Source organism: Delftia sp. PE138 (assembly GCF_018320755.1).
Lineage (GTDB): Bacteria > Pseudomonadota > Gammaproteobacteria > Burkholderiales > Burkholderiaceae_C > Comamonas > Comamonas tsuruhatensis.
In genome coordinates, this window is sequence record NZ_JABEPN010000009.1 from 13,432 (window position 1) to 39,897 (window position 26,466).

At 67.4% G+C, this 26,466-nt stretch carries 23 protein-coding genes; 11 read left to right on the top strand and 12 right to left on the bottom strand.

All coding sequences use genetic code 11. From position 1 onward, the window contains the following. The first annotated feature begins 42 nt into the window (after positions 1–42). The gene (locus tag HFGMBDPB_RS24705) at positions 43–1,047 is read left to right on the top strand and encodes a Bug family tripartite tricarboxylate transporter substrate binding protein (protein WP_212646493.1); all 1,005 of its coding nucleotides are present in this window, start codon (positions 43–45) and stop codon (positions 1,045–1,047) included. 16 nt (positions 1,048–1,063) lie between these two features. On the opposite strand, the gene mutL is transcribed toward HFGMBDPB_RS24705, so the two are convergent. Both mutL and HFGMBDPB_RS24715 read right to left on the bottom strand, forming a co-directional pair. Further along, a complete protein-coding gene (gene mutL / locus HFGMBDPB_RS24710) occupies positions 1,064–3,109 on the bottom strand; it encodes a DNA mismatch repair endonuclease MutL (RefSeq protein WP_212646494.1) in 2,046 nt (681 codons plus the stop codon). A 172-nt stretch (positions 3,110–3,281) separates the two neighbouring features. After that, a complete protein-coding gene (locus HFGMBDPB_RS24715) occupies positions 3,282–3,572 on the bottom strand; it encodes a YMGG-like glycine zipper-containing protein (RefSeq protein ID WP_016447667.1) in 291 nt (96 codons plus the stop codon). Positions 3,573–3,845: 273 nt separating this feature from the next. Here HFGMBDPB_RS24715 and HFGMBDPB_RS24720 point away from each other — a divergent pair, with 273 nt between their 5' ends. Then, the gene (locus tag HFGMBDPB_RS24720) at positions 3,846–4,496 is read left to right on the top strand and encodes a DedA family protein (RefSeq protein WP_016447666.1); all 651 of its coding nucleotides are present in this window, start codon (positions 3,846–3,848) and stop codon (positions 4,494–4,496) included. Between the two features lie 85 nt (positions 4,497–4,581). Here HFGMBDPB_RS24720 and HFGMBDPB_RS24725 read toward each other — a convergent pair whose 3' ends face one another. The 3 genes from HFGMBDPB_RS24725 to tsaE all read right to left on the bottom strand — a co-directional run bounded on the left by HFGMBDPB_RS24725 (position 4,582) and on the right by tsaE (position 7,038). Further along, positions 4,582–4,806 carry a YMGG-like glycine zipper-containing protein gene (locus HFGMBDPB_RS24725; RefSeq protein ID WP_016447665.1) on the bottom strand — a complete coding sequence of 75 codons (225 nt, stop codon included), beginning with the start codon at positions 4,804–4,806 and terminating at the stop codon, positions 4,582–4,584. A 211-nt stretch (positions 4,807–5,017) separates the two neighbouring features. Beyond that, positions 5,018–6,514: an N-acetylmuramoyl-L-alanine amidase gene (locus HFGMBDPB_RS24730; protein ID WP_061287429.1), complete on the bottom strand. Its 1,497-nt coding sequence runs from the start codon at positions 6,512–6,514 to the stop codon at positions 5,018–5,020. Beyond that, positions 6,511–7,038 (bottom strand): tRNA (adenosine(37)-N6)-threonylcarbamoyltransferase complex ATPase subunit type 1 TsaE, encoded by a 528-nt coding sequence (gene tsaE / locus HFGMBDPB_RS24735; RefSeq protein ID WP_016447663.1) that lies wholly within the window; start codon positions 7,036–7,038, stop codon positions 6,511–6,513. The genes HFGMBDPB_RS24730 and tsaE overlap by 4 nt, the downstream gene beginning before the upstream one ends. A 12-nt stretch (positions 7,039–7,050) precedes the next feature. Here tsaE and queG point away from each other — a divergent pair, with 12 nt between their 5' ends. The 3 genes from queG to HFGMBDPB_RS24750 all read left to right on the top strand — a co-directional run bounded on the left by queG (position 7,051) and on the right by HFGMBDPB_RS24750 (position 12,506). Beyond that, a complete protein-coding gene (queG, locus tag HFGMBDPB_RS24740) occupies positions 7,051–8,106 on the top strand; it encodes a tRNA epoxyqueuosine(34) reductase QueG (RefSeq protein ID WP_212646495.1) in 1,056 nt (351 codons plus the stop codon). A gap of 114 nt (positions 8,107–8,220) precedes the next feature. Then, positions 8,221–11,256: a diguanylate cyclase gene (locus HFGMBDPB_RS24745; protein ID WP_209801623.1), complete on the top strand. Its 3,036-nt coding sequence runs from the start codon at positions 8,221–8,223 to the stop codon at positions 11,254–11,256. Between the two features lie 224 nt (positions 11,257–11,480). Continuing rightward, positions 11,481–12,506: a helix-turn-helix transcriptional regulator gene (locus HFGMBDPB_RS24750; protein WP_212646496.1), complete on the top strand. Its 1,026-nt coding sequence runs from the start codon at positions 11,481–11,483 to the stop codon at positions 12,504–12,506. On the opposite strand, the gene speB is transcribed toward HFGMBDPB_RS24750, so the two are convergent. Both speB and HFGMBDPB_RS24760 read right to left on the bottom strand, forming a co-directional pair. Continuing rightward, positions 12,503–13,573, bottom strand: a complete 1,071-nt coding sequence (speB, locus tag HFGMBDPB_RS24755) for an agmatinase (protein ID WP_160851766.1) — start codon at positions 13,571–13,573, stop codon at positions 12,503–12,505. The genes HFGMBDPB_RS24750 and speB overlap by 4 nt on opposite strands. 14 nt (positions 13,574–13,587) lie before the next feature. Continuing rightward, a complete protein-coding gene (locus tag HFGMBDPB_RS24760; RefSeq protein WP_209801621.1) occupies positions 13,588–14,976 on the bottom strand; it encodes a sodium:solute symporter family protein in 1,389 nt (462 codons plus the stop codon). 231 nt (positions 14,977–15,207) lie between these two features. On the opposite strand from HFGMBDPB_RS24760, the gene HFGMBDPB_RS24765 reads away from it, so the two are divergent. Next, the gene (locus HFGMBDPB_RS24765) at positions 15,208–16,101 is read left to right on the top strand and encodes a LysR family transcriptional regulator (RefSeq protein WP_016447656.1); all 894 of its coding nucleotides are present in this window, start codon (positions 15,208–15,210) and stop codon (positions 16,099–16,101) included. Positions 16,102–16,122: 21 nt separating this feature from the next. Here the strand turns inward: HFGMBDPB_RS24765 and HFGMBDPB_RS24770 are convergent, their stop codons facing one another. Further along, on the bottom strand, positions 16,123–17,031 hold the full coding sequence (locus HFGMBDPB_RS24770; RefSeq protein ID WP_212646497.1) for an AEC family transporter: 909 nt from the start codon (positions 17,029–17,031) through the stop codon (positions 16,123–16,125). A gap of 326 nt (positions 17,032–17,357) precedes the next feature. Between HFGMBDPB_RS24770 and HFGMBDPB_RS24775 the strand changes: the two genes are divergently transcribed. The 3 genes from HFGMBDPB_RS24775 (at position 17,358) to HFGMBDPB_RS24785 (ending at position 20,510) form a co-directional block, all read left to right on the top strand. Beyond that, on the top strand, positions 17,358–18,320 hold the full coding sequence (locus tag HFGMBDPB_RS24775) for a tripartite tricarboxylate transporter substrate binding protein BugE (protein WP_016447654.1): 963 nt from the start codon (positions 17,358–17,360) through the stop codon (positions 18,318–18,320). A gap of 103 nt (positions 18,321–18,423) precedes the next feature. Further along, positions 18,424–19,380 carry a site-specific tyrosine recombinase XerD gene (gene xerD / locus HFGMBDPB_RS24780; protein ID WP_212646541.1) on the top strand — a complete coding sequence of 319 codons (957 nt, stop codon included), beginning with the start codon at positions 18,424–18,426 and terminating at the stop codon, positions 19,378–19,380. 131 nt (positions 19,381–19,511) lie between these two features. Continuing rightward, entirely contained in the window at positions 19,512–20,510 is a 999-nt protein-coding gene (locus HFGMBDPB_RS24785; protein ID WP_212646498.1) for a Bug family tripartite tricarboxylate transporter substrate binding protein, read from the top strand. Between the two features lie 78 nt (positions 20,511–20,588). Here HFGMBDPB_RS24785 and HFGMBDPB_RS24790 read toward each other — a convergent pair whose 3' ends face one another. From HFGMBDPB_RS24790 to HFGMBDPB_RS24800, 3 genes are all read right to left on the bottom strand, one after another. After that, positions 20,589–21,878 (bottom strand): EAL and HDOD domain-containing protein, encoded by a 1,290-nt coding sequence (locus tag HFGMBDPB_RS24790; protein ID WP_212646499.1) that lies wholly within the window; start codon positions 21,876–21,878, stop codon positions 20,589–20,591. Between the two features lie 58 nt (positions 21,879–21,936). Further along, complete coding sequence (locus tag HFGMBDPB_RS24795; protein WP_016451246.1) at positions 21,937–23,214, bottom strand: EAL and HDOD domain-containing protein; 1,278 nt, start codon at positions 23,212–23,214, stop codon at positions 21,937–21,939. A gap of 188 nt (positions 23,215–23,402) precedes the next feature. After that, a complete protein-coding gene (locus HFGMBDPB_RS24800; protein WP_043789857.1) occupies positions 23,403–24,209 on the bottom strand; it encodes a ferritin-like domain-containing protein in 807 nt (268 codons plus the stop codon). Positions 24,210–24,263: 54 nt separating this feature from the next. Here HFGMBDPB_RS24800 and HFGMBDPB_RS24805 point away from each other — a divergent pair, with 54 nt between their 5' ends. Continuing rightward, the gene (locus HFGMBDPB_RS24805; protein ID WP_016451248.1) at positions 24,264–24,788 is read left to right on the top strand and encodes a gamma carbonic anhydrase family protein; all 525 of its coding nucleotides are present in this window, start codon (positions 24,264–24,266) and stop codon (positions 24,786–24,788) included. Between the two features lie 35 nt (positions 24,789–24,823). After that, positions 24,824–25,816 carry an Hsp33 family molecular chaperone HslO gene (hslO, locus tag HFGMBDPB_RS24810; protein WP_017404370.1) on the top strand — a complete coding sequence of 331 codons (993 nt, stop codon included), beginning with the start codon at positions 24,824–24,826 and terminating at the stop codon, positions 25,814–25,816. Between the two features lie 12 nt (positions 25,817–25,828). Here hslO and HFGMBDPB_RS24815 read toward each other — a convergent pair whose 3' ends face one another. After that, entirely contained in the window at positions 25,829–26,290 is a 462-nt protein-coding gene (locus tag HFGMBDPB_RS24815) for a hypothetical protein (protein ID WP_249343688.1), read from the bottom strand. Positions 26,291–26,466 lie beyond the last annotated feature (176 nt).

Genomic DNA, 26,466 nt, shown 5'->3' on the forward strand with positions numbered 1-26,466 from the left:
CCGCACCGGATTCCTTTCACGACTTCACCTGCGATTGCCACCATGCGCACTGCATTTCCTCTCTTCTCCGAGGCCCGCCAGGTCCTGAGCCGCCGCAGCCTCCTGGGCGCGGCCGCGCTGGGGCTGGTCCTGCCGGCCGTTGCTCAGGGCAGCTTCCCCTCCAAGCCCTTGAAGCTGGTCGTCGGATACCCGGCCGGTGGATCGGTGGACCTGGCGGCGCGCGTGGTGGGGGATGGGCTGGCCGTGCGGCTGCGCGGCACGGTGGTGGTGGACAACGTGGGCGGGGCGGCCGGCGCCATTGCGGCCCAGCGCGTGGCCTCGGCACCGGCCGATGGCTACACGCTGCTGGTGGGGGCCAGCAACGAACTGGTGGCCACGCGCATCGTCAACCCCGCTCAGCGCTATGACGGGCGCCGCGATTTCACGCCGCTGGGCCTGGTGGCCACCAGCCCGCTGATCCTGGCCGCACGCCCCGGCCTGGGCGTGAAGAGCATGGCCGACTTGCTGGAGCTGGCGAAGCGCCAGCCCGGCAAGCTCAGCTACGGCAGCTCGGGCGTGGGATCGACCCTGCATTTCGCGGGCGAGCTGCTCAACCAGCGCGCGGGCATCTCCATCGCCCATGTGCCCTACCGGGGCGTGGCGCCGCTGACCAGCGACCTGGCGGGCGGCAGCCTGGACCTGGCCGTGCTCTCGCCCACGGCGGCGCAACCGTTCCTGCAGAGCGGGCGCATCGTGCCGCTGGCGGTCACCAGCGCGCAGCGCCTGTCCGCCTTGCCCCAGGTTCCGGCCATGGCCGAGCTGGCGCCGCTGCGCGGCTATGAATTGGTGGGCTGGTTTGCGCTGATGGCGCCGCGCGCCCTGCCTGCGGACACGGCCCAGCGCATCACCGCTGCGCTGCAGGAGGCGCTGGCCGAGCCCGCCGTGCGCAAGCGCCTGGAAGATGCCGGCATGGTGCCGGCCACGGGCCGCGAGGACCTGGCGCGCCTGATCGCCGAGGAAGACCGCAAGTACGAGCAGCTCGCGGCCTTCGCAAAAATGCGCGACTGAGTGTTGCCGGGGCGGTTTACCGGCCGCGCAGGAACAGCGCGTCCAGCTCCTTCATGCTCATCTGCCGCCAGGTGGGGCGGCCGTGGTTGCATTGGTCGGATCGCTCGGTGACTTCCATCTGGCGCAGCAGGGCGTTCATCTCGTCCAGCGTCAGGCGGCGGTTGGCGCGCACGGCGCCGTGGCAGGCCATGGTGGCCAGGATCTCATTGCGCGCGCGCTGCACCACGGTGCTGGCGTCGTGCTGGGCCAGCTCGGCCAGCACGCTGCGCGCCAGCTCCACGGCATCGCCCTGGGCCAGGGTGGCGGGCACGGCACGCACGGCCAGCGTCTTGGGAGAGAAGGGCGAGACTTCCATGCCCAGCGCCTGCAGCGTGTCGCCATGGGCCTCGGCCGTGGCCACTTCCTCGGGCGTGGCGGCGAAGGTGGCGGGAATCAGCAGCGGCTGGCTGGGGATCTGTTCTGCCGCATTGACGGCATTCTTGAGCTGCTCGTAGACGATGCGCTCGTGCGCCGCATGCATGTCCACCACGACCATGCCCTGGGCGTTCTCGGCCAGGATGTAGACGCCGTGGATCTGGGCGACGGCGCGGCCCAGGGGCCAGACGGGCTCGTCGGACGCTGCCGGGGCCGCTGCGGATGATGTGCGGGGCGCAGAGAAATCCGCAGGAGCAGGCTCGGCAACGGCAACAGTCGGGGACTGGACGGCCGGCGCGTAAGCCGGGGGCGCGTAGCTGACGGGGGCCAGGGCAGCAGTGGGCACAGCGGGTACGGCGAGCACGGCTGGCTGCTCGGCGGCCAAGGCCTGGGCCGGACTTGCAACCGTTGCGGCTGCGGCCTCGCGCATGGGGGCCCACAGCCCCGCCATATTGCTGACCTTGTGGCCGCCTTGCTCATCGCCAAAGCTCATGCGGGCCTGGGGCCAGGCGGGCATGGATGCCTTGGGCGCCGTGGCCGGCGCTGCCGCAGCGGCGGGCGCAAGCTCGGGCGTGCGCGCGGCCTCTTCGGCAGCCGCAGCGGCTGCTGCGGCGGCACGCGGTGCGGCCAGCGCGTTCTCTATGGCGTGGCGCACGGCCTGGTGCACCTCGCGGCTGTCGCGAAAGCGTACTTCGATCTTGGTGGGGTGCACGTTCACGTCCACGCGCGCGGGGTCGATCTCCACATACAGCGCATACACGGGCTGCTTGTGGCCGTGCAGCACATCCTCGTAGGCGCTGCGCGAGGCGTGGGTCAGCACCTTGTCGCGCACGAAGCGGCCATTGACGTAGCAGAACTGGTGGTCGGGCCGGGAGCGCGCCGCATCGGGAATGCCCGCGCGGCCCGTGACATGGACGGCGCCCGACCAGTGCTCCACGGTCACGGAGTTCTGCACGAAGGCGTCGCCCAGCACATCGCCCAGGCGGCGCGCAAGGGCTTCGTCCGACATGCTGCCGGCGGCACGCCACTGCTCGACCAGCTTGCCTTCGTGCCAGATGGCAAAGCCCACGTCGGGCCGGGCCAGGGCATGGCGGCGCACGGACTCTATGCAGTGGGCCAGCTCCGTGGCATCGCTCTTGAGGAATTTGCGGCGGGCCGGCGTGGAGAAGAACAGCTCCTTGACCTCGACCGTCGTGCCCTGGTTGCGGGCGGCGGGGCGCAGCTCGCCGCTGCGCGCATCGAGCAGATAGGCCGATTCCTGGCCCGCAGGGCGCGAGAGGATGGACGCCTCCGACACCGAGCAGATGGCCGCCAGCGCCTCGCCGCGAAAGCCCATGGTGGCCACGGTCTCCAGGTCGTGCAGATCGGTGATCTTGCTGGTGGCATGGCGGCGCAATGCCACGGGCAGCTCATCGCGCGGGATGCCGCCGCCGTCGTCCTCCACCGAGATCAGGCGCACGCCGCCGGCCAGCAGCCGCACGTTGATCTGGCGGGCACCGGCATCCAGGGCGTTGTCCACGAGTTCGCGCACCACCGAGGCAGGACGCTCGACGACTTCGCCGGCCGCGATCTGGCTGATCAGCTCGTCGGGCAGGTCGCGGATGGGGCGGCGGGGAAGGGTGTCTGGGGAGGGGGTGGATGCGTTCACAGGGCAATTCTAGGGGCTCGCATCCACCGCTTGAGGCCTGTGGGAATGGGGTCGGAGTGCCTTGGGCACCCGCAAAAAAAGGAGCCGCACAGGCGGCTCCAAGAGGCGTCCCCGGCCACAAAGGCCAGAGCCGGGGGCACTCTTTGATGAGAGCGGCCGGGGCCGCGCGGCCTCAGCGGCGGCGGCCGGCGCGGTCGCTGTTGCTGCCCATCTGGTTGCCGACCAGCGCACCGGCGGCCGCGCCGCCCACGGTTCCCAGCGTGGTGCCGAACAGGGCACTGCCCAGCACGCCACCGGCCACGGCACCCACGCCCGTGCCCAGCTGCGCGTTGTTGGGACGGTGGGCGCAGCCGCCCAGGGCCAGCGAGCCGGCCACAAGGGCGGCGACGGCCAGGCTGCGGCCCATGGTGGTGCCCGACTTGCGTTCAGTCATGCGCTCGAAGGTGCGAAGGGTCTTGTTCATGGCTTGCTTCCTTTTGTCCTGATGATGGTGGTGAGGCCGGGACGGCGGTGCCGACGGCATGCAAGGACTTTGCCTGCAAAAAGCTGACGCACTCGTGAGTTTTTCGTAGAGTTTTATCAAGTTGTGTAACAAAACAGGCGCGATTCCAAGCATTTGTAGTTCCATGCAAGCGCCGGTGTGCGCGGCGGTGCGATTGGCTCTGGCTCGGCTGTGGGGGCATGCCGGCGAAGTACAGTACGGGCCGGTGCGGCGCCCGCCGCGGAGGACCTTCTTTTGGAAATCATTCAGTTCCTGATCGACTTCATCCTGCACATAGACAAGCACCTGGAGGCCTTCGTCGTGGCCTATGGACCCTGGGTGTATGCGCTGCTGTTTCTCATCGTCTTCGTGGAGACGGGCGTGGTGGTCATGCCCTTTCTGCCCGGCGACTCGCTGCTGTTCATCGTCGGCGCGCTGTGCGGCGTGGGGCTGATGGACTATTCGATCGCCTGCACCGTGCTGCTGGTGGCGGCCGTGCTGGGCGACCAGTGCAACTACACCATAGGCCGCTACATAGGGCCCAAGGTGTTCCAGTGGGAGGATTCGCGCTGGTTCAACCGGCGTGCCTTCGACCAGGCCCATGCGTTCTACGAGCGCTACGGCGGCATCACCATCGTGCTGGCGCGCTTCATGCCGTTCATCCGCACCTTTGCCCCCTTCGTGGCCGGTGTGGCTGCCATGGACCGGGGCAAGTTCACGGCCTTCAACGTGGGCGGAGCCATTGTCTGGGTGTTCGGCATCAGCGCCGCCGGCTATTTCTTCGGCAACCTGCCCTGGGTGCGCGAGAACCTGGAGAAGATCATCTGGGGCCTGATCCTGGTGCCGGGCCTGATCGCCATCTTCGGCGCATGGCGCGCGGGCCGCGCGCCCAAGACGGCTTCCTGAGCCTTCAGCGCCCAGCAAAACGCCCCTTGCGCCGTGATGGCGCAAGGGGCTTTTTCGTTCAGTGGCCGAACGGCGGCGGCAGCGGTCAGCGGCGGTCGTTGCGCTTGCCCACCTCGTTGCCGATGAGTGCGCCAGCGGCTGCGCCGCCCACGGTGCCCAGCGTGCTGCCGAACAGTGCGTCACCCACCACACCACCGGCCACGGCGCCGACGCCGGTACCGATCTGGGCGTTGCTGGGGTTGGTGGAACAGCCGGCAGAGAACAAGGCAATGGCAGCAGCGGCGGCAATGGAATAAAGGCGTGTCTTCATGTTCATCTCCTGTCGTGGCCTGCGTTGCTTCGGCGGATGGATGGTGGCGCAAGCATTGTGTGGAACATGTTGGCATGCTCTCATTCACGGCCTGCGGCCGTGGTAGGAGAGTTGCCCGAGCTGGGGCCGGGCGGTTTGGAAGCGTCCGGTCCTGCCTGTCCGACAGGGGCGGCGGACGGCATGCCGCCGTGCCTGTGGCAACCCTCGCGGCTCAGACGGAGCGGCTGCGGGCCAGCGGCGGGTTGTGCGCGAAGTAGTTGCGGATGCCGCGCATCAGCGCGTCGGCCAGCTGCACTTGGTAGGCGCTGCTGCGCAGCCGGGCTTCTTCCTCGGGGTTGCTGATGAAGGCGGTCTCCACCAGCACGCTGGGGATGTCGGGCGCCTTGAGCACGGCAAAGCCGGCCTGCTCCACGCGCGGCTTGTGCAGCTTGGCCATGTTGCCGATCTCGCCCAGCAGGGCGCCGCCGAGCTTGAGGCTGTCCTTGATCTGGGCCGTGGTGCTCATGTCCAGCAGCATGCGCTGCACGTGCTGGTCCTGCGAGCCCATGTTCAGCCCGCCCACGAGGTCGGACTGGTTTTCCTTGTTGGCCAGCCAGCGCGCGGCCGTGCTGGAGGCGCCCTTGTCGCTGAGCGCAAAGACGCTGGCGCCACGCGCAGCTGGCGTGGTGAAGGCATCGGCATGGATGCTGATGAAAAGGTCGGCCTGAACGCGCCGGGCTTTTTCGACGCGGGTGGCCAGCGGCACGAAGAAGTCGGCGTCGCGCGTCATGAAGGCGCGCATGGGGCTGCCGCCGATGCGGGTGTTGTTGATGCGGTCGCGCAGCAGGTGGGCGATCTTGAGCACCACATCCTTCTCGCGCGTGCCGCTGGGGCCGGTGGCGCCGGGGTCCTCGCCGCCGTGGCCCGGGTCCAGCGCCACGATGATGATGCGGTCGGTCTGGCGCGAGGTGGCGATGTTGGGCGCGGCAATGGGGGCAGGGGCCGGAACGGGCGCAGGCGCTGGGGCAGGAGGACGCGGCGCAGCCGCGGGAGCCGGCGCCTGCGCGATCACGGCAGGCGGCGGCGCAGGCGTCTTGCCGCCCGGGCCGCCGCTGTGCTGGGCGATCAGGTCGCCCAGGGGGTCGGGGGCCGGCGCCGCGGCGCCTGGGGGGCGGGGCATTGCGGGTGCAGGAGGTGGTGGAGGTGCCGACGCCACGGCGGTGTCGTCGCCGGAGGCATCGCGCAGGCGCTCGCTGATCAGCGCCTCCAGCGGGTCCACGGCCTTGGCCGGGTACAGGTCGAACACCAGCCGGTGCTTGTAGGCCGCCACCGGCTGCAGGGTGAAGACCTGGGGCTTGGCGGGCTGCTTGAGATCGATCACCAGGCGCACCACGCTGGGCGAGTTCTGGCCCACGCGGATGGATGCGATGTTGGGGTCGTCGGAGCGCACCTTGGCGACCAGCTCGCGCAGCGCGGGATTGAGGTCGATGCCTTCGATGTCCACGGCCAGCCGAGGCGGCTGGTCCACGAAGAACTGCTTGGCAGCCAGCGGCCGGTCGGACTCGATGGTCACGCGCGTGTACTCTGGCGCAGGCCAGACGCGCACGGCCACGATGGTGGCGCCGTGCGCAATGTGCTGGCGGCCCAGCAGCAGCACGATGGAGCCCGCCTGCAGCAGGTTGCGGCGCGACAGGCCGGACGGATAGGAGAAGGATTGGGCGTCGCTCATGCCTTGAGTGCTTCGATCACGGCGCGTCCGACGGGCGTGCCGGCGATCAGGCTCACCTGGCGCTGCGTCTCGTCGATTGCTTCGATATGAATAGCTATATCTGCCGCAGGCGTAAGCGCTGCGGCCTTTTCGGGCCATTCTGCCAGCTTGAGACCGGGGCTGGCGAAAATATCGCGAAATCCTGCATCCTCCCACTCGCGCGGATCATCGAAGCGGTAGAAGTCGAAATGCCAGATGGACAGGCCCGGCGCCTCGTGCGGCTCCACCACGGCATAGGTGGGGCTTTTGATGCGGCCCTGCACGCCCAGTGCGCGCAGCCAGTGCCGCACCAGCGTGGTCTTGCCGGCGCCCAGGTCGCCGTGCAGCGTGACGTAGGCATTGCGCAGCGCCGGATGGTCCGCGAGCTGCTGCGCAAACCGCTGCGTGTCTTCCTCGCTGCCCCATATCCAGCGATGGCCCGCAGTTTCCGCATCCTGCGGCCGGGCGCTTTCTACAATCGAGGGAGTATGTTGTGCAGCAGTCAATTGGTTCCTTTGATGCAAGGCTGGGCCCGCGAACTGGGATTTTCCCAAATTGGCGTGGCTGGCGTGGATTTGTCGTCTGCGGAGCCGGGTTTGATGCAGTGGCTGGCCCAGGGGTTCCATGGCGAGATGGACTATATGCAGGCCCACGGACTGCGCCGCGCGCGGCCTGCCGAGCTGGTGCCAGGCACCGTGAGCGTGATCACGGCCCGCATGGACTACCTGCCGCGCGACACGCCCGCCGACGCGCCCGGCGCCTGGCAGGCCATGGAGTGGGAGAGGCTGCAGCGGCCCGCCGAGGGCATCGTCTCCGTCTATGCCCGGGGCCGTGACTACCACAAGGTGCTGCGCAACCGGCTGCAGAAGCTGGCAGAGCGCATCGCCCAGGAGGTCGGCCCCTTCGGCCACCGCGCCTTCACCGATTCCGCTCCCGTGCTGGAGGCCGAGCTGGCCTGGCGCAGCGGCCAGGGCTGGCGCGGCAAGCACACGCTGGTGCTCAACCGCGAGGCAGGCTCCATGTTCTTCCTGGGCGAGATCTATGTGGACCTGGCGCTGGCGCCCACGGCGCCGGTGACCGCGCACTGCGGCAGCTGCGCGGCCTGCATCACGGCCTGCCCCACGGGCGCCATCGTGGCGCCGCACCGGGTGGATGCGCGGCGCTGCATCTCCTACCTGACCATCGAGCATGCGGGCGCCATTCCCGAGGAGTTGCGGCCGCTGATGGCCAATCGCATCTATGGCTGCGACGACTGCCAGCTGGCCTGCCCCTGGAACAAGTTTGCCCAGCCCAGCCGCCTGCCTGATTTTGATGCGCGCGAGATCCTGGCTGGCGGGCAGCTGGTGCACTTCTTCGCCTGGGACGAGGCGACCTTCCTGCGCCTGACCGAAGGCAGTCCCATCCGGCGCATAGGCCATGCGCGCTGGCTGCGCAACGTGGCCGTGGCGCTGGGAAACGCCTGGCGTGAAACCGGCGATACGGCACTGCGCCAGGCGCTGGCCAGCCGCGCCGAACATCCCGACGCCATGGTGCGCGAGCATGTGGCCTGGGCACTGTCGCAAAGATCGGATTGAGCTGATAAGCCGGGGCGCTGGTGTGTGAAACAATTGTTGCGCTCAGTCTGATGGCTCCCCGGCGGCCTGTTGCGGGCCACCGCCCCTGAGGGCGCGGGGTCTGTGTGACTCAACATGGTGTTCGATATGCGCGCAAAGCCTTTCCGTCTGCTGAACGCCGAACCTCTCACCCAGACCGCCGTGGCCGTCTGGGTAGGCCTGTGCTGCGTGCTGCTGGCCACGGTGGCGTACTGGACGGTGCTGGTGGACAGCCATCGCACGCAGCGAAACTTCACCGAAGCCCAGTCCTGGCTGCGCGTGGGGCAGATGTCGCATGCGGTTTCGGTGCAGGTGCAGACCCTGCTGTCCGGCCTGGACTACACCATGCGCGGCCTGGAGTCCGACTTTGCCGATGGCGAGGCCGACGTCTTTCAGCATGCCGTGCAGACCACCTTCGATGCCTATCCGGCCGGCACCTTCCTGCAGATCGCCGTGGCCGACGAGAGCGGGGACATCGTCTACTCCAATCTGCAGCAGGATGCGCAGACCCGGGCCGCCAAGGTCTCGATCCGCGACCGGGAGCATTTCCAGGTCCATGCCAACCGCGAGACCATGGGGATGTTCATCGGCCGGCCCGTGCAGGGGCGCGTCTCCCATAAATGGACCATACAGCTGAGCCGCGCGCTGTACCGCCAGGGGCGCTTCTCGGGCGTGCTGGTGCTGTCGCTGTCGCCCGACTACATCTCGGGGTATTTCCAGTCCATCTTCGATGGCGCCAAGGACGTGATCTTGCTGCTGCGCACCGACGGTGTCTATCTGGCGCGCTCTCAGGGACAGGACGAGGTGATGGGGCGTTCGGTCTCCGATGTGCGCGTGTCACAGTTCGCGCCGGCCATGGAGCGCGGCACCTACGAGGCCGAGTCCTCGGTCGATGGCGTGCTGCGCATGTATGCCTGGAGCAGGGTGGAGGGCTATCCGCTGATCGTCAGCGCAGGGCTGGACAAGAAGGCCATCTTCGAATCGCTGGAGGAATCGCTGGAGCGCGGCCTGCTGCGCAATGGCATAGGCACGGCGGTGCTGCTGCTGGCCGTACTGCTGACGCTGTGGCTGGCGCGCCAGCGCCAGCTCAGCGAGCGCATGCGGCTGCAGGGCGAGCGGCGCTTCGCGCGGCTGGCGCAGGAGGTGCCCGGGGGGCTGTTCCAGTTCCGCATCGGCGCGGATGGCCAGTTCCAGTTTCCCTTCACCAGCCCGGGGTTCTTCGAGCTGCATGGCGCAAGGGCCGACGCCGTGCGTTTCGCCGACCATGAACTGCTCAAGCGCGTGCACCCCGAGGATCTGCCCGCCCTGGCGACCTCGGTGCAGGACAGCGTGGGGCGCAAGGATGTCTGGGAGCACAAATACCGCGTCTACGGGCCTGGAGGCGAGCTGCGCTGGCTGCACGGCCACGCCCGGCCGCAGCAGGAGGAAGACGGCTCGCTGCTGTGGCATGGCTATGTGCACGACGTCACGCAGGACCAGGCCATACAGGAATCCATACGCCACAGCGAGGAGCGCCTGCGCCTGACGGTGGGCGCCGTGCGTGACGGCCTGTGGGAGTGGGACTGCCGCAGCGGCCATGTGGAGTGGGATGCGCGCTGCTACCAGATGCTGGGCTTCGAGGCAGGCCAGTTCCCCATGAACTACGACGCCTTCTGCGCGATGGTCCATCCCTCGGACAGGGCGCGCGTGCTGGCGCGGCTGCAGCGCCATGCCGAGGCCGGTGCCGACTTCCGTGTGGAGATGCGGCTGCGCGGCTCGGCCGACAGCTGGCTGTGGGTGGAGTCGCGCGGCGAGATCACCCAGCGCGATGCCGACGGCAAGCCCGTGCGCATGCTGGGCACGCACACCGACATACAGCAGCGCGTGGAGCAGTCCCGCCTGATCAAGGCCTTGCTGGACCGGGGCAGCGCCCTCATCGTGATGGCCGGTCCCCAGCGCGAAATCCTCTATGCCAACGAGCGCGCGGCGCAGACCTTCCAGATCGAGACGGAGCGGCTGCCCGGTGGCGTGAACCTGCGCTCGCTGCATGTCAGCGACGAGAGTTTCGAACGCTTTGGCCAGCTGTACGGGCAGCTCAACGCACGCGGCACGGTGCGCACGGAATGGATCCTGCGCATGCCGTCGGGCTCGGACCACTGGTTCGACATGCAGGGCTCGCTGCTGGACCCCGACGAGGACGATGGCCGCGTCATCTGGACCATGATCGACACCGATGCGCGCCGGCGCGCCGAGACCGCGCTGGCCGAGACCCAGCACCGGCTGGAGGCCATCATCGACCGCTTTCCCGCAGGCATCCTGGTCACCGACGCGCAGGGCCGCCATGTGCTGGCGGCCAACCGCATGCTGGCCGCTGCCCTGCAACTGGACATGGCGCCTGCCGCCCTTGTGGGGCTGGGCATGCCGGCGCTGATCCAGCTGCTGCCGGCGTCGGTGGCGGACGTACTCAGCGCAGGGCCCGTGGCCGGCCGCTCCCTGCATGCGCTGCCCGATGGCCACTATGTGGAGATCGAGGGCATGCAGCTGCGCGACGGCGACCGCTCCATCGGCCATTGCTGGGTCTTCCACGATGCGACGGAGCGGCAGCAGCGCGAATCCCAGCTGGAAACGCTGGCGCTGACCGACGCGCTGACCGGCATTCCCAACCGCCGCGCCTTCCTGGAGCGGCTGGCGATGGAGCTGGACCATCTGCGCAGCGGCCTGGTCGCGCATTCCACGCTGATCATGCTGGACATAGACCACTTCAAGCAGGTGAACGACGGCTACGGCCACGCGGTGGGCGACATCGTGCTCAAGGAACTGCTGGCCTCGGTGGCGCAGGAGATGCGCAGGGAAGACATGGTGGGCCGGCTGGGCGGCGAGGAATTCGCTGTGCTGCTGTCCGACACCAATGCGGAGGTGGGCCTGCGGCGCGCCGAAAGCCTGCGCGAAGCCATTGCCGGGCAGGCCATCGATGCGGGCAAGGCCGGAGACCTGCACATCACCATCAGCCTGGGCGTGTACGAGCTGCAGCGCAGCGATGCATCGGCCCAGGGCTGCCTGGAGCGGGCCGATGCGGCGCTGTACTACTCCAAGCGCAATGGCCGCAACCAGTCCACGCTGTGGAGCGAGCGGCTGCCAGCCATCGCGCGGTGATCCGGGCCGCTTCGGCGCAACGGCCTAGGAATTCATCCCGGTCAACTGCCGATTTTCAGAATGGTCCAATGGCCTGATGGCGCCGGAATCCCGAAAATCCAGGGTTCATGCTGCCGCGTGGCCCTGTCGTCGGTCCGTCTGCCCGAGTCCCCGGGGCGCGATCGACTTCCCCGCACAGCCCCTCACAAAAACAGGCCGCGCGCTGCGCGCCGGGCGAGGAATGTATGACATACAACCGGTGGTCCACGATGCATGTCGCCCCCCTGGGGCGAGCGCAATTCTGGAGCGATGCCAGCCGTGAGGCGCAGATGCCGCACACGCCCCTGGTGGCGCAGCCCGAGCGCTTCGAGGCCGTGCTCACATCGCGTGGCGTGGGCGCGGTGGTGTTCAACCGCATCCAGATGGCGGCGGGCCACGGCATGCAGCGCCTGCAGGCGGGTTGCCAGCGCGCGAGCCCGGCCAGCCTGCTGTGCCTGCTCTACCTCAAGGGCCGCGCCCGGGTGTCTGCGCTCGATGGGCCGGGCGCGGCGGTTGCGGGCGGCGAGTCGCATGCGCAGCCCGGCCAACTGTTCCTGCTGGACGAGCGGTGCGGCTACCGCATCTGGCAGGACGAAGCCGTGGACCTGCTCGTGCTGGCCGTGCCGCTGGCGCTGATCGATTCGTGCGCAGGCATGGCTTCGCAACTGCTGGCACGCAGCCTGCCTGACTGCGCGTCGTTGCAGCTGCTCGTCCAGCAGATGCAACTGATCCATGCATGGCAGGCTCCCCTGCCCGAGGGCGAGTCCGCGCAGCTGTCCGATCTGGTCATCAACACCTTGAAGACCGTGCTGCAGGCCGGGGCCGAAAGGGCTGCAGCCCGGCCTGACGCGCCCATGCACGTGCTGTTGTGCCGGGTGCGCCAATTGATCGCCCGCCAATATCCGGACCCGGCGCTGGGGCCGGAGCGCGTGGCATCGAGGCTGGGACTTTCCGTGCGCTCGCTGCAATCGCGGCTGTCGCGCGAAGGCACCAGCCTCAGCGCCGAACTCATGGACTATCGACTGGAGCGCGCCCATGCGCTGCTGCGCGCAGCGAAGCCGGGAACGCTGGGCGTCACGGAAATCTCGCAGCGCTGCGGCTTTAACTCGCTCGCGCATTTTTCCCGGCGCTTCAGGGCACGCTACGGCAGCACGCCGCTGGAGCTGCTGCGTGAGCCGGGGGCGGAGGGCATGGGGCCGTCCACCCGGCACGGGGACGGGGCGGACACCTAGACAGGGCTTGCGGCGCCTCGGTCGGCGTGGCGTGCGCAGATCAGGCTGAGGATTTCGAACAGCATCTGCGCGCCCGCATGGGCGGTGTTGGTGGTGGCGTCGTAGGCGGGCGAGACCTCGACCACGTCACCGCCCACGATGTGGATGCCGGCCAGGCCGCGTACCATGGCCTGGGCTTCGCGCACCGTCAGGCCTCCCACCTCGGGCGTGCCCGTGCCGGGCGCAAAGGCCGGGTCCAGGCAGTCGACGTCGAAGGAGACGTAGACGGGCGCATCGCCCACCACCTCGCGTGCGCGGGCAATGACGCCGTCCACGCCCAGCGCGGGAAGGTCCTCTGCGTGGATCACCGTCATGCCCGACTCATAGGAAAACTCCCAGAGATATTCGGCCGCACCGCGTATGCCGATCTGGATGGTCCGCGTGGGGTCGAGCACGCCATCCAGCACGGCCTGGCGAAAGGGGCCGCCGTGGTGGAAGCGGCTGCCGTCGAAGGGGCCGCCAGTATCGCAGTGGGCATCGAAGTGGACCAGGGCCAGTGGCCGGTCGCGGCCCAGCGCGCGCAGTATGGGCAGGGTGATGGAGTGGTCTCCGCCCGCAGACAGCGGAATCACGCCGGCCGCATGGATCTTCGCGTAGGCCGACTCTATGTCGCGGTGCGACTGCTCCAGGCTGTAGCGGCTGGACAGCGGCACGTCGCCGATGTCCGCCACGCGCAGCTCGCGCGTGGGCGCGGATCTGAGTACATGGTTGTAGGGGCCCACGCGCTCTATCGCGCGCAGCGCCCTGGGCCCGAAGCGGCAGCCGCTGCGGTTGCTGATGCCAAGGTCCATGGGCACGCCGATCAGCGCGGCCTGCAGTTCGCCGAAGTCCGGGCGGCTCCAGTCCATGGGGTGCATGGGGGCATCCAGCAGCGTGGGAATGCCTGCGTAGGGTGCGCTGCGCGTGCCGCTGGCGTCGATGATGTGGGCGGCCACGGTGCGGAAATGCGGATCGTGGATGACGGACTCGTTGTCTCCGCCGAAGCGCGCACGCAGCGCGGCCAGCCTGTCTGCAGTAAAGAGGGTCATGGGTGTCCCTTGGTTCAGGATTGGATGCCCGACAGGGAGCGCTGCTGCGAGCGCTGCGCCAGGCTGATGAGGATGAAACTGGCCGTGCTCATGGCCAGGCTGGCGTAGATCGGCGTGTTGGCGGCCAATCCGTCGCGGACCATGAAGACCACTGCCGTGGCGCAGCCCAGCAGCATGCTGGCAATGGCGCCGGCCGTGGTGGCGCGGCGCCAGTAGATGGCGCCGATCAGCGGCACCAGCATGCCGCCCACGAGCAGGTTGTAGGCGGTGGTCAGGGCATTGAGCACGTCGTCCACCACCAGGGCGATGCCGAGCACGGCAAGGCCCACCAGCAGCGTCAGCAGCCGGTGCCAGCGCACATCGGCCAGCGGCTTGCCTTGCCGCAGCAGGGGCACGAGGTCTTCGGCCAGCACGGTGGAGCCCGCCAGCATGGCCGCGCTGGCGGTGGACATCATGGCGGCCAGCGCGGCAGCGATCACCAGGCCGCGGACGCCGTCCGGCAGGCTGGCCTGCACGATGGCGGCAAAGGCGTTGTTGGGGTTGTCCAGTTCCGGCAGCAGCACCCGCGCCGCCATGCCCACCAGGGCGCCGACCAGCCCGTAGACCACGCAGTACAGGCCGGCGAGGCTGCCCGCCACGGCGGCCACGCGTTCGCTGCGGGCCGTGAACACGCGCTGCCACACGTCCTGGCCGATCATGATTCCGAAGAAATAGATGACGAAGTAGGTGGCGATGGTGTCCCAGCCGATGTATGTGACATCGAAGCTGGACGCAGGCAGCCGTTCAACCAGCTGGTCCCAGCCGCCCACGCGGTACAGGCAGATGGGCAGCAGGATCAGCATCAGGCCCGCGGTCTTGATCACGAACTGCACGATGTCCGTCAGCGTCAGCGACCACATGCCGCCCACAGCCGAGTAGATGACCACGACGCCCCCGCCCACCAGGATGGAGATCCACAGAGGCAGGTCGAACAGCACCTGCATCACGGTGCCGATGGCGATCACCGACGTGGCCGCCAGCATCAGCGCATAGGCCAGCATCACCAGTGCGCTGGCCTGCTGGGTGCGGGCGCTGTAGCGCCGCTCCAGCACCTGGGTCACGGTGCAGATGCGCAGCCTGAGCAGGGGCTTGGCCAGGAACAGGTTCAGCACCAGCAGGCCCGCACCCAGAGCCGCGCACAGCCACAAGCCCGAGATGCCGTACACGTAGCCCAGGCGTACCGTGCCCACCGTGCTGGCCCCGCCGATCACCGTGGCAGCCATGGTGCCCATGTACAGGCCCGGCCCGAGGTTGCGGCCCGCCACGAGAAAATCCTCCTGCGTCTTCGCGCGGCGCATGCCGTACCAGCCCAGCAGCAGCATGGCTGCCGCGTAGATCACTACCACCGAGATATCAAGCACCATGGTCTCTCTCCCCTTTTGTTCCGACCCCGTGTGCAGGGTCCTTCTGAAACAGCGGTATTCACGCAAGTTAATGTCACGGACCGCCCCTCTTGTTCTGCGCTGGCGGCGTGCTTCGGTGAACCGAAGCGCGCCGCAACAGCCGTGAATGCTAGACAGCAGCCGGGCTTGCATCCATTTCAAGTTCCATCTACAAACATCGATGAACATCGATCTTTGCTGAGTGAAAACCCCATGCTCCATACCGTTTCAGATCTCGACCTGCGGCTGCTGCGCGTGTTTCTGGCCATCGTTGACGCGGGCGGTGTATCGGCTGCGCAGGCCATTCTTGGCGTGGGGCAGTCCACGCTCAGCAGCCAGCTGTCCACGCTGGAGACACGCCTGGGGTTCAGCCTGTGCGAGCGCGGGCGCGGCGGCTTTCGCCTGACGGCCAAGGGCCGGCGCTTCGTCGACCTGGCCCGCGCTGCGCTGCAAGGCCTGGAAGGATTCAGCGCGCAGGCGCGCAACATGCACAGGCAGCTGGTCGGCAGCCTGGCCATCGGCCTGATCGGCAATGCACCCACGGAATACAACGCGTTGATGGGGCGGGCCATACAGCGCTTTCGCCAGCGCGACGAGGCCGTGCGCCTGTCTGTGCTGGTGCGCGGGCCGCGCGAGTTGGAGGAAATGCTGCTGCGCGATGAGCTGCAGGTCGCCGTGGGCTATTTCCTGCACCGCGCCCCGGCGCTGGAATACACGCGGCTGTTCAGCGAAAGGCAGGTGGCCTATTGCAGCGCCAGCCATCCCTTTGCCGCGCGCGCGGGCCGCATCGGCGCGCAGGAGGCGGGCGAAGCCGACTGGACCTGGCGCACCTATCCACTGCCGCAGGCGCCGCTGACGGGGCGCCCGCGCCATGTCACCTCGGAGGCGGACAACATGGAGGCGGCCGCCATCCTCATCCTGTCAGGCGCCCACCTGGGCTACCTGCCAGAGCATTACGCAGCGCCCTATGTGGCTGCTGGCCTGCTGCATGCGCTGGACGAATCCCTCTTCAGCTATGACGTGGACATCACCATGGTGGCCAGGAAGCGCGCACGCCAGGACGACATCACGGCCGCCTTCACGGACGACATGCGTGCCGTGCTGTAGGGGCGCCGCGGCACCGCGGCATCAGTACTGCAGCAGGCTCAGCGCAAACGGCAGGCTGAGCACGCCCAGCAGCGTGGACAGCGTGACCAGCCCCGCAACATATGAGCCGTTGTAGCCCATGCGCGCGGCCAGCACATAGCATGACGATGCGGTGGGCAGGGCCGAGAAGGCCATGAGGATCAGGGCCTGCGCACCGCTGAGGCCAAATGCCCGCACCATGGCATAGGCGATCAGCGGCTGCACCAGATGCCGCACGGCCAGCAGGCACACGGCCAGCAGCTTGCCGGCGGCCAGCGCGCCGAACTGCATGCCGGCGCCGGCCGACATCAGGCCCAGCGCGATGGAGGCTGCGCCTATGCGGGAGACTGACGGCTCGAGCAGTGCGGGCAGCTTCAGCCCCAGCGCGCTGAACACCAGGCCCGACAGCGTGCCCACGATCAGCGGATTGCGCACCAGTTGCCCCAGGAAGTGCTGGTTGCTGCCGCGCGCCATGGGCCAGACGGCCGCGATATTGCACAGCGGCACGCTCACGCCGATCAGCACCGAGATGAACAGCAGGCCCTCAGGCCCCGCCAGTCGGCTGGCCAGCGCCAGGCCGATGAAGGAGTTGAAGCGAAACGCCACCTGCACGGCGCCGGCATGCTCGCGCACATCGATGCGGCCGCGCAGGCCCGGCCACCAGGGCAGGCTGTAGGCCAGGCCGATGCCGACCAGGGCCGCACACACGCCAGCGGCCAGCAAGTGGGAGGTGGCACCCCAGTCCACCGGGCTCTTGACGATGGAGTGGAACAGCAGCACCGGGAACAGCAGGTAGTACACCAGCGCCTCCACCGCCTGCCAGACCGTGCGATTGAGCTGTGTGAAGCGGCACAGCACGTAGCCAAGCACGATGAGCGAAAAATCGGGGAAGAGCAGCACGGCGTAGTTCACGGGGGCTGAGCATAAGCGCAACCCCGCAGTCGCCGCGTCGCCCGAGAAACCATGGCGCGAGGCTAGGGGTAAACACCGGGAAATCAGTGCTGCGACAAACTGTGACAACCGGGCCCCGGGCCTTAGCATCGCTGGGTCCACACAGCCGATCCGAAAGCGCAGGTCCTGACGACCGTCAAGCGCGCAGCGGGCTCCAGGCCCCACTATGGCTGTTCCGTGGCAGCGTTTGCGAGCCTTCGTTTCGCAGACCATCCATCCGCAGGCACGGCCTTGCGGATGTCCATGAAAACCTCTTCGTCAACACGACCCCCAAAAGGAGATCCTGTATGAATCGTCGCAGCTGGATGGGACTGACCCTGGTCCTCGCAAGCACCGGAGCCCTGGCCCAGGCCTACCCCACCAAGCCGATCAAGCTGGTGGTGCCCTTCGCCCCCGGTGGCACGACCGACATCATCGCCCGCGTGATCGCCGAACCCCTGACCAAGGAACTGGGCCAGCCCGTGGTGGTGGACAACCGCGGCGGCGGCGGTGGCGTCATCGGCGCCATGGAAACCGCGCGCTCGCAGCCCGATGGCTACAGCCTGGGCATCGCCACGGTCTCGACCACGGCGACCAACCCCGCGATCAACCCCAAGATCTCCTACAACACGCTGACGGACTTCACGCCCATCATCAACGTGGCGGCCACGCCCAACGTGATTGCGGTGAACCCCAAGTTCCCCGCCAAGGACTACAAGAGCTTCGAGGCCGAACTCAAGAAGTCCCAGGGCAAGTACTCCTATGCGTCCTCGGGCACGGGCGGCATCCAGCACATGCTGATGGAGCTGTACAAGAGCCTGACCAACACCTTCGTCACCCACATCCCCTACCGCGGCGCGGGCCCTGCGCTCAACGACGTGGTGGCGGGCCAGGTGCCCATGGTGCTGGACAACCTGCCCTCGGCCCTGCCGTTCATCAAGGACAACCGCTTGGTGCCCATCGTGGTGGCCGCGCCCCAGCGCCTGGCCGTGCTGCCCAATGTGCCCACCTTCAAGGAAGTGGGCCTGGAGCCGGTGAACCGCATGGCCTACTACGGCATCCTGGGCCCCAAGAACATGCCCAAGGATGTGGTGGACAAGATCAACGCCGCCGTGCGCAAGGTGCTGCAGGACCCGGCCGTGCGCAAGCGCATCGAGGACACGGGCTCCCTGGTCATCGGCAACTCGCCTGAAGAGTTCGCCAAGCAGATCAAGGAAGAGTACGAGACCTACAAGAAGGTGGTTGCCCAGCAAAAACTCACGCTGGAGTAAGCACCGCCCTGAGCGGTTGGCTCAGAGCCCGAGGTTCCTTGCGGACCTCGGGTTTTTTCGTTGTAGGCTTGATGGGATGTCCCAAGTGCCTGCCGCTTCCATCATGTCCCCCTCGGCTGCCGAAGCCGAACCTGCTGCCGATCCTGCATCCTGGCCCGCGCCGCTGCCGGCCAGCCTGGATGCGCTGGACCTGTTCATGGATGCGCTGCTGCTGGAGGACGGGCTGTCGCGCAATACGCTGGCGGCCTACCGCCGCGATCTGATGGCCTGGGGCCGGTGGCTGGCGCACCAGCGGCCGCCGCTGGCGCTGGATGCGGCGGGCGAGCTGGAACTGCAGGGCTATTTCGCGGTGCGGGTGGAGCAGACCAAGGCCAGTTCTTCCAACCGGCGGTTGACGGTGCTGCGCCGCTACTACCACTGGGCGCTGCGCGAGCAGCGCATTGCGGCCGATCCCACGGTGCGCATGCTGGCGGCACGGCAGCCGCCGCGCGTGCCGCATACGCTGACGCAGGCTCAGGTGGAGGCGCTGCTCAAGGCGCCCGATGTCGATACGCCGCTGGGCCTGCGTGACCGCGCCATGCTGGAGCTGATGTACGCCAGCGGCCTGCGCGTGAGCGAGCTGGTGGATCTGCCGATGCATGGCATCGATCTGCGCTCGGGCGTGCTGCGCGTGACCGGCAAGGGGCAAAAGGAAAGACTGGTGCCCTTCGGCCAGGAGGCACATTGGTGGCTGGAGCGCTACCTGGCCACGGCGCGCGGCGCCATCCTGGGCGGGCAGCGCAGCGATGCGGTCTTCGTGACCCAGCGCGGGGCTGCCATGAGCCGCGTGATGTTCTGGGTCATCGTCAAGCGCTGTGCGCAGATGGCCGGCATTACGGCACCGCTGTCGCCGCACACGCTGCGCCATGCCTTCGCCACGCATTTGCTCAACCACGGCGCTGACCTGCGCGTGGTGCAGATGCTGCTGGGCCATGCCGATATCTCCACCACCACCATCTACACCCATGTGGCGCGCGAGCGGCTCAAGGCCCTGCACGCTTTGCACCATCCGCGTGGTTGATTGGATGTGGTCGGTTCGCCGGATTGCCTATTTCTGGCGTTGAAACCGTCGAAGTGGCAAAGCCCGCCTCGGGGATATGTGCTTTGCACAACAATCACCGCCGTGTTCGATGTGTTTCTGCGGAGTTCTCGATGACTGATTTCCTGCGCCGGCATGTGCTGGTGACTTCCATGCTGGCGGCGACGGTGGCTGCCGCGGCCCTGCCGATGTCTGTGTCGGCTGCCGATGCGGCATGGCCCAACCGGCCCATCCGCGTGGTGGTTTCCTACCCGGCCGGCGGCGTCAGCGATGTGGTGGCCCGCGCCCTGGGCGAGAAGCTGGCTGCCCGCCTGGGCCAGCCCGTGGTGGTGGACAACAAGGCCGGCGCCGGCGGCGCCATCGGCCTGGACCTGGTGGCCAAGGCCGCACCTGATGGCTATACGCTGGGCTTTTCCTCCATCAGCCCGCTGACGCTGAGCCCGCACCTGGGCAAGCCGCTGTTCGATCCGCAGCGCGATCTCGTGCCCGTGACCAGCGTGATGTATTCGCCCGTGCTGCTGCTGGGCACGGCGCGCTCCACGGCGACCGATTTCAAGGCACTGGTGGCGCAGGCCAAGGCCCAGCCCGGCGAAGTCCGCTGGGCCACGGCCGGCCTGGCCTCGCTGGGCCACATCATGCTCGAGCAGATCATGTATGCCTCGCAGGCCAGGATCACGCACATCCCCTACAAGGGCGGCGGCCAGCAGCTCAATGATGGCCTGAGCGCCCAGTTCGAGGTGCTCTCCACCAACGCCGGGCCGGCCGTGCTGCAGCACATCAAGGCGGGCAAGTTCAAGGCCCTGGCCGTGGGCGCCCCCCAGCGCCTGGAGTCGCTGCCCGGCGTGCCCACGCTGGCCGAGCTGGGCTACAAGAGCGCCAACATGACCTCGGTGTTCGGCATCTTCGCGCCCGCAGGAACGCCTGCGCCCGTGCTGCAAAGGCTCAATGCCGAGATCAACCAGGTGCTGACCCAGCCCGACATGCGAGCCAAGCTGGAGGCCACCGACAACGTGGCCACGGGCGGCAAGGCCGAGGATTTCGCGCGCCAGATCGAGGCCGAGTCCCAGTCCAACGCGCGCATCATCCAGGCTGCAGGGATCAAGCTGAACTGATACCGCTGCGGCGCGTGGCATGCAAAAAGGGCTTGCGGCTTCCCGGCCACAAGCCCTTTGCCATGGTGGCTGGCCCGTTCAGACCGTGGCGTCGTCCGCCGTGAGATTGTCGGCCCAGGCCAGGGCCTGCAGATGCGCCCAGTTGACCTGGTGGTTGGACAGCTGCAGTGCATTGGCTGCGCGCGCGAAGCCTTCGTCATCGCCGCTTTCGCAGGCACGCGTCAACTCCAGGAAGGGCGCGAACACGCCCTTGTTGTGCACCAGCGCATCGATCACGGGCTGGGGCAGGGCGATGGACTCCAGCGCCTTTTCCATGGGCTGGCCCAGCATCACGTCCAGCAGCGAGAACACGCCGACCACGAAGGCGTTGTCGCACTCCTCGGGCGAGAGCAGCTCGGCCGTCAGCAACTCCATCAGGCGCCCGCGCACCACGGCGGTCTGGCCCACGGCCGGCGGCGTGCCGCCCGCGCGCGAAGTGGTCAAAAGCAGGGCCGCCCAGCGGAACAGCTTCTTGAGGCCCAGGATCATCACCGCGTGGCGGAACGAGGTGATCTCGCAGGACAGGCCGAAACCCGAGGAGTTGATGAAGCGCAGCAGGTTGAAGGACAGCGTGGGATCCTTCTTGAGCAGGGCTTCGATCTCGTCCGTGCTGGCCTGCTGGCGCACCAGATTGATCAGCTGGATGATGGTGGCCTGCGTGGGGCGGATGGTGCGCGCCTGCACGAGTTGCGGCTGGGCGAACCAAAAGCCCTGGAACAGCCGCACGCCCAGGTCGCGCATGCGCTCGAACTGCTCGGAGGTCTCGACCTTTTCGGCCACGATCTGGGCATTGGTATGGGCGCGCGCGAACTTCACCAGGGTCTCGGCATCGGCCAGTGCGAAGGTCTGCATGTCCAGCTTGATGAAGGCGGCCGCAGGCAGCCAGCTGGCATAGGCGCGGCGCAGCAGGTGCTGGTTGAAGGCCAGGCGGAAGCCGCGCTGGCGCAGGGCCTGGAAGGTGGGCAGGCGTTCCTCGATATCGGCAGCCGTGGCGTTCTCGCCCAGCGTGGGCACCTCCAGCACCACCTTGTCGGGGTGGATCAGTTCCAGGTGGCCGCCGGCCAGGCTGTCATGCGTGCAGTTGATGAAGACCGTCTTCTTGCCCACCAGCGCTTCGGCGCCCGCATACGACAGCGCGTTGAAGAGCAGGGCGGCATCGGAGGCAGCCGTGTGCGCATGCTGGGCCGTGGAGCGGTCGAAAAGCTCATAGCCGAAGACATCGCGCGCCTCGTTGACGATGGCCTGGCGCGCAATGACGGCCACCTGCCCGTCCTCCACCCCGGCTGGCAGGGGGGGCGGCGGAGCGGAGGAGTTGTCGTTGGTAGTCATTTGGAAGCTGAGAAAGATGGATGAGCGATGGCTTTCGATGGCGTTCTATAGCTTATAGCTATAGCGAGCTGTCTGCCAGTTGGTCGGTCCAGGCCAGGGCCTGCAGATGGGCCCAGTTGATCTGCTGGCTGCTCAGGCGCAGCGCGCCTGCGCTGCGGTGGAAGGCTGCATCGTCGCTGGCTTCGCAGGCCTGGGCCAGGATCAGCAGCTCGCCCAGCACGCCTTCGTGGCGCAGCACGGCGGCGGAGACGGCATCGGGCACGGGGATCAGGCTCATGGCCACGTCCTGCGGCAGGTCCAGCATGCTGCCCAGCAGCGAAAAGATGCCGACGACAAAGGCCTGGTCGGAGTCTTCCTCGCTCAGCGATTCCTGGGCCAGCAGCTCCATCAGCCGCCCGCGGATCACGGCGGTCTGGCCGATGGCCGGCGGCGGGCCGCCGTTGCGCGATGCGGTCAGCAGCATGGCCGCCCAGCGGAACAGCTTCTTGAGGCCCATGAGCATCACGGCCTGGCGGAACGAGGTGATCTCGCGCTGCACGCCGAAGCCCACGGAATTGATCAGGCGCATCAGGTTGAAGGCCAGGCCCGCATCCTTCTTGAGCACATCCTCGATGGCATCGGTGCTGGCCTGCTGGCGCACCAGATTCAGCAGCTGGACAATGCTTTGCTGCGAGGGCGACAGCAGCTTGGTGCGCACCACCGTGGGCCGCGCGAACCAGAAGCCCTGGAACAGCTGTATGCCCAGGCGGCCCACCTGCTCATGCTGCTGGGCGCTTTCCACCTTCTCGGCGATCAGCTCGGCGCGCGTGTGGCGGCCGGCAAAATTGACCAGCACGGCCAACTGGTCAGGGGCCAGCACGGACAGGTCGAACTTGATGTAGTCGGCCAGGGGCAGCCAGGCTGCATAGGCGGACTCCAGCACCGTGTGATTGAAGGCCAGGTTGAAACCGCGTGCGCGCAGATTGCTGAGGATGGGCAGGCGGGCCTGTACCTCCTGCTGGGCGGCCAGGCCCAGCGGCGGTATCTCCAGCACCACCTTGTCGGGGTTGAGCAGCTCCAGATGCCCGCCGGCCAGGCTTTCATGCGTGCAGTTGACGAACATCAGCTTGGTGCCAACCAGATCTTCTTCGCCCGCATGCGACAGGGCCGTGAACACCAGGGACACATCCGAGGCCGCCGTATGGTCCGGGTAGGCGCGCGAACGGTTGAAAAGCTCATAGCCGATGATCTGCTGCACCCCGTTGACGATGGCCTGGCGCGCAATCATTCCCCGATCCGTGGACGCGGGGCTGGCCACAGGGGCATCGTTGAAGAGATGGACAGGCAATTCGGTCATGGAGTGTTCGGTCGAAGGGACACGGGAAGCAGCAGATCTGATTGTAGGAATGTTCTGAATAAATATGCCGACAGGCAGTGTCTGCTGGGACAAGTCCGATTGCGGAGTCGGACCCATCCTAGTTTGTAAACCATTGTGTGGCTTCACGAGCGGCCTGGGCCTGTCCGCACGGCGCAGGCAGGCTTTCTTCAGACCTGCTGCAACCAGGCCAGTTCAGTATCGGTGAAGCCTGCGGCGCGGCGTGCGCGTTCGTTGAAGGGCGGGCGCAGGCGCGGCGCCTCGTAGCGCAGGGTCAGCGCCTGGTAGTGGGCCTCGGGCTCCAGGCCTTCGCGCTCGCACAGCCAGCGGTACCAATGATTGCCTATGGCCACGTGGCCCACTTCCTCGCGCAGGATGATGTCGAGGATGTCCACCGCCGCCAGCGCATCGGGCGCACGCGTGTTGCGCAGCTTGTTCTGGATCTGGGGCGTGGCGTCCAGGCCGCGCGCCTCCAGCGTGCGCGGCACCAGGGCCATGCGGGCCACCACGTCATGGGCGGTCTTCTCGCACATGGTCCACAGGCCCTGGTGGGCCGGGAAATCGCCGTAGTCGTGGCCCAGGTGCGCGCGCAGATGCTCGCGCAGCAGGCGAAAGTGCCTGGCCTCCTCGGCGGCCACCTGCAGCCAGTCCAGGTAGTACTGCTGCGGCATGCCGTCAAAGCGCCAGACGGCGTCCAGCGCCAGATTGATGGCGTTGAACTCGATGTGGGCTATGGCGTGGATCAGCACGGCCCGGCCTTCCGGCGTCGCCGGCGAACGCCTTGCAACGGCGGTGTGGTGGCGCAGCTCGGGCCGCAGCGGGCGGCCCGGCAGGTCCGGCACGGGATCCGGCAGGGCCGGTGCCTGCGGTGCTATTGAATAAAGCGCCTGCCGCGCATACATGTCCAACGCGGCGGCGGCCTTTTCTTCGGGGTCCGTGAGGCACAAGACCTCAAGGGCGCGGTGACGTAACTCCATCCCTACAATTCTAGGTTTCCTGCCATCACCAATAATTGACGGAGACAAAGACCCATGGCGATCTATGAACTGGATGGAGTGGCCCCTGAAGTGGCGGCGTCGGCCTGGGTGGCCGACAGCGCCGAAGTGATGGGCAATGTGCAGCTGGCCGAAGACGCCAGCATCTGGTTCGGCGCCGTGCTGCGTGGCGACTGCGAGAGCATCACCATCGGTGAGGGCAGCAACATCCAGGACGCGAGCGTGCTGCATGCCGACCTGGGCAAGCCGCTGGTCGTGGGGCGCCACGTGACCGTGGGCCACCAGGTCATGCTGCATGGCTGCACCATTGGCGACGAGTCGCTGATAGGCATCGGTGCCGTGGTGCTCAACGGCGCGAAGATCGGCCGCAACTGCCTGGTCGGCGCAGGCGCCCTCATCACCGAAGGCAAGGAATTTCCCGATGGCTCGATGATCATCGGCAGCCCGGCCAAGGCCGTGCGCCAATTGACGCCCGAGCAGATCGAGGGCTTGCGCCGCAGCGCCCAACACTATGTCGACAATGCGCGACGGTTCAAGACCGGGCTGCGCAAGCTGGGCTGAGCGAGGCCCGGCACTTTTTTACGGAATCCATCAGCGTGTCTGAACTGCATAAATTCATCTTCGAAGGCCTGCCCGTGCGCGGCTCCATCGTTCGCCTCACCGATGCCTGGCAGGAAATCCTGCAGCGCCGCGCGGGCAACGGCGAGACCGGCGCCTACCCCGCTGCCGTGAGCGAACTGCTGGGAGAAATGGCGGCTGCGGGCGTGCTCATGCAGTCCAATATCAAGTTCAACGGCGCCCTGGTCTTCCAGGTCATGGGCGATGGCCCGGTCAAGCTGGCTGTGGCCGAGGTGCAGTCCGATTTCGGCCTGCGCGCCACCGCCACCCTGATCGGCGACCCTCCCGAAGGCGCCACGCTGGAACAACTGCTCAATGTGCACGGCGGCGGCCGCTGCGCCATCACGCTGGACCCCAAGGGGCGCCAGCCGGGCCAGCAGCCCTACCAGGGCGTGGTGCCGCTGCAGGATGCGCAGGGCCGGCGCTTCACCAAGGTGTCCGACGCGCTGCAGCACTACATGCTGCAGTCGGAACAGCTGGACACCGTGCTGGTGCTGGCGGCCGACGACCAGGTGGCCGCCGGCCTGCTGATCCAGCGCATGCCGGTCAAGGGTGAGGCCAACCTGGCCGCTGCCACCGAAAGCGAGCAGTCGGGTCAGGATGCCATCGGGCTGAACGAGGACTACAACCGTATCGCCACGCTGGCCTCCAGCCTCACGCGCGACGAGCTGCTCACGCTGGATGTGGAGACCATACTGCGCCGCCTGTTCTGGGAAGAGAAGCTGATGCGCTTCGTGCCCCAGCAGGACGAGGAGCATCCGCGCTTTGCGTGCACCTGCAGCCGTGACCGTGTGGCGTCCATGCTGGTGTCGCTGGGCTCCGAAGAGGTGGAGAGCATCCTGGAGGAGCGCGGCAGCATCGAGGTGGGCTGCGACTTCTGCGGCAAGCAGTACGAATTCGATCCCATCGACGCAGCTCAGCTGTTCACCGAGGCCGGCAAGCAGCCGCCGACCTCGACGAACGTCCAGTAAATACGCCCGGCTTCAGTCTCGCCCGCTGCGCAGCGCGTCGAACAATCGCCGCTCGCAGTCCGGGTCGCTGCATTGCTCGCAGCCGTAGGGGCGAAGGCGGGAGGATTGGCGAGTGGGCTCCTGCGGCAGCCAGCTCCAGTTTACGGTTGAAGCCAGTGACCGCAGGGATTGCGTCATCTGTTGCCATTGCTGTTGCATGTTGCCATGGAGCACCACGTAGCCGCGCCCTTCGACATGCAGCCTTTGGCGCCAGAGTTGGTGCCGTAATGTGGCCTGCGGATCTGCCGCGCGCCAATCGATTCCCAGAAGATAGAGCATGGTCTCGGGTGCAAGATGGTCGCTTGGTTCTGGCGCCAGACAGCGCCAGTTCTCGCTGTCACTGCTGTTTTTCAGCCACACTTGACGCAATGCATAGGCCATGAGACTGACCTGCGCAGGAGTGCCAAGGATGGCAAGGTCGAGGTGCCGTGCCATGGTTGCGTAAATCACTTTGTGGTGGATTTCATTTAGCCGATGCCGTAATTTTGCCCGTCCATATTATGGCGCGGATATAAGAAATCTGACAAAGATGCTGACCTTTGGGGATCAATAGTCTTTGCTGTACAGTGCCATCTTGTTGGATTTTATGTAAACGGATTAGCATCGATGTT

Excerpts from the sequence above, each read along its gene's own strand:
- HFGMBDPB_RS24800 (WP_043789857.1), bottom strand. The coding sequence starts at position 24,209 with ATGGAGTTACGTCACCGCGCCCTTGAGGTCTTGTGCCTCACGGACCCC.
- HFGMBDPB_RS24730 (WP_061287429.1), bottom strand. The coding sequence starts at position 6,514 with ATGAGCGACGCCCAATCCTTCTCCTATCCGTCCGGCCTGTCGCGCCGC.
- HFGMBDPB_RS24795 (WP_016451246.1), bottom strand. The coding sequence starts at position 23,214 with ATGACCGAATTGCCTGTCCATCTCTTCAACGATGCCCCTGTGGCCAGC.
- HFGMBDPB_RS24725 (WP_016447665.1), bottom strand. The coding sequence starts at position 4,806 with ATGAAGACACGCCTTTATTCCATTGCCGCCGCTGCTGCCATTGCCTTG.
- HFGMBDPB_RS24705 (WP_212646493.1), top strand. The coding sequence starts at position 43 with ATGCGCACTGCATTTCCTCTCTTCTCCGAGGCCCGCCAGGTCCTGAGC.
- HFGMBDPB_RS24815 (WP_249343688.1), bottom strand. The coding sequence starts at position 26,290 with ATGGCACGGCACCTCGACCTTGCCATCCTTGGCACTCCTGCGCAGGTC.
- HFGMBDPB_RS24745 (WP_209801623.1), top strand. The coding sequence starts at position 8,221 with ATGGTGTTCGATATGCGCGCAAAGCCTTTCCGTCTGCTGAACGCCGAA.
- HFGMBDPB_RS24765 (WP_016447656.1), top strand. The coding sequence starts at position 15,208 with ATGCTCCATACCGTTTCAGATCTCGACCTGCGGCTGCTGCGCGTGTTT.
- HFGMBDPB_RS24715 (WP_016447667.1), bottom strand. The coding sequence starts at position 3,572 with ATGAACAAGACCCTTCGCACCTTCGAGCGCATGACTGAACGCAAGTCG.
- speB (WP_160851766.1), bottom strand. The coding sequence starts at position 13,573 with ATGACCCTCTTTACTGCAGACAGGCTGGCCGCGCTGCGTGCGCGCTTC.
- HFGMBDPB_RS24750 (WP_212646496.1), top strand. The coding sequence starts at position 11,481 with ATGACATACAACCGGTGGTCCACGATGCATGTCGCCCCCCTGGGGCGA.
- HFGMBDPB_RS24805 (WP_016451248.1), top strand. The coding sequence starts at position 24,264 with ATGGCGATCTATGAACTGGATGGAGTGGCCCCTGAAGTGGCGGCGTCG.
- HFGMBDPB_RS24760 (WP_209801621.1), bottom strand. The coding sequence starts at position 14,976 with ATGGTGCTTGATATCTCGGTGGTAGTGATCTACGCGGCAGCCATGCTG.
- HFGMBDPB_RS24785 (WP_212646498.1), top strand. The coding sequence starts at position 19,512 with ATGACTGATTTCCTGCGCCGGCATGTGCTGGTGACTTCCATGCTGGCG.
- xerD (WP_212646541.1), top strand. The coding sequence starts at position 18,424 with ATGTCCCCCTCGGCTGCCGAAGCCGAACCTGCTGCCGATCCTGCATCC.
- HFGMBDPB_RS24790 (WP_212646499.1), bottom strand. The coding sequence starts at position 21,878 with ATGACTACCAACGACAACTCCTCCGCTCCGCCGCCCCCCCTGCCAGCC.
- HFGMBDPB_RS24775 (WP_016447654.1), top strand. The coding sequence starts at position 17,358 with ATGAATCGTCGCAGCTGGATGGGACTGACCCTGGTCCTCGCAAGCACC.
- queG (WP_212646495.1), top strand. The coding sequence starts at position 7,051 with ATGCAAGGCTGGGCCCGCGAACTGGGATTTTCCCAAATTGGCGTGGCT.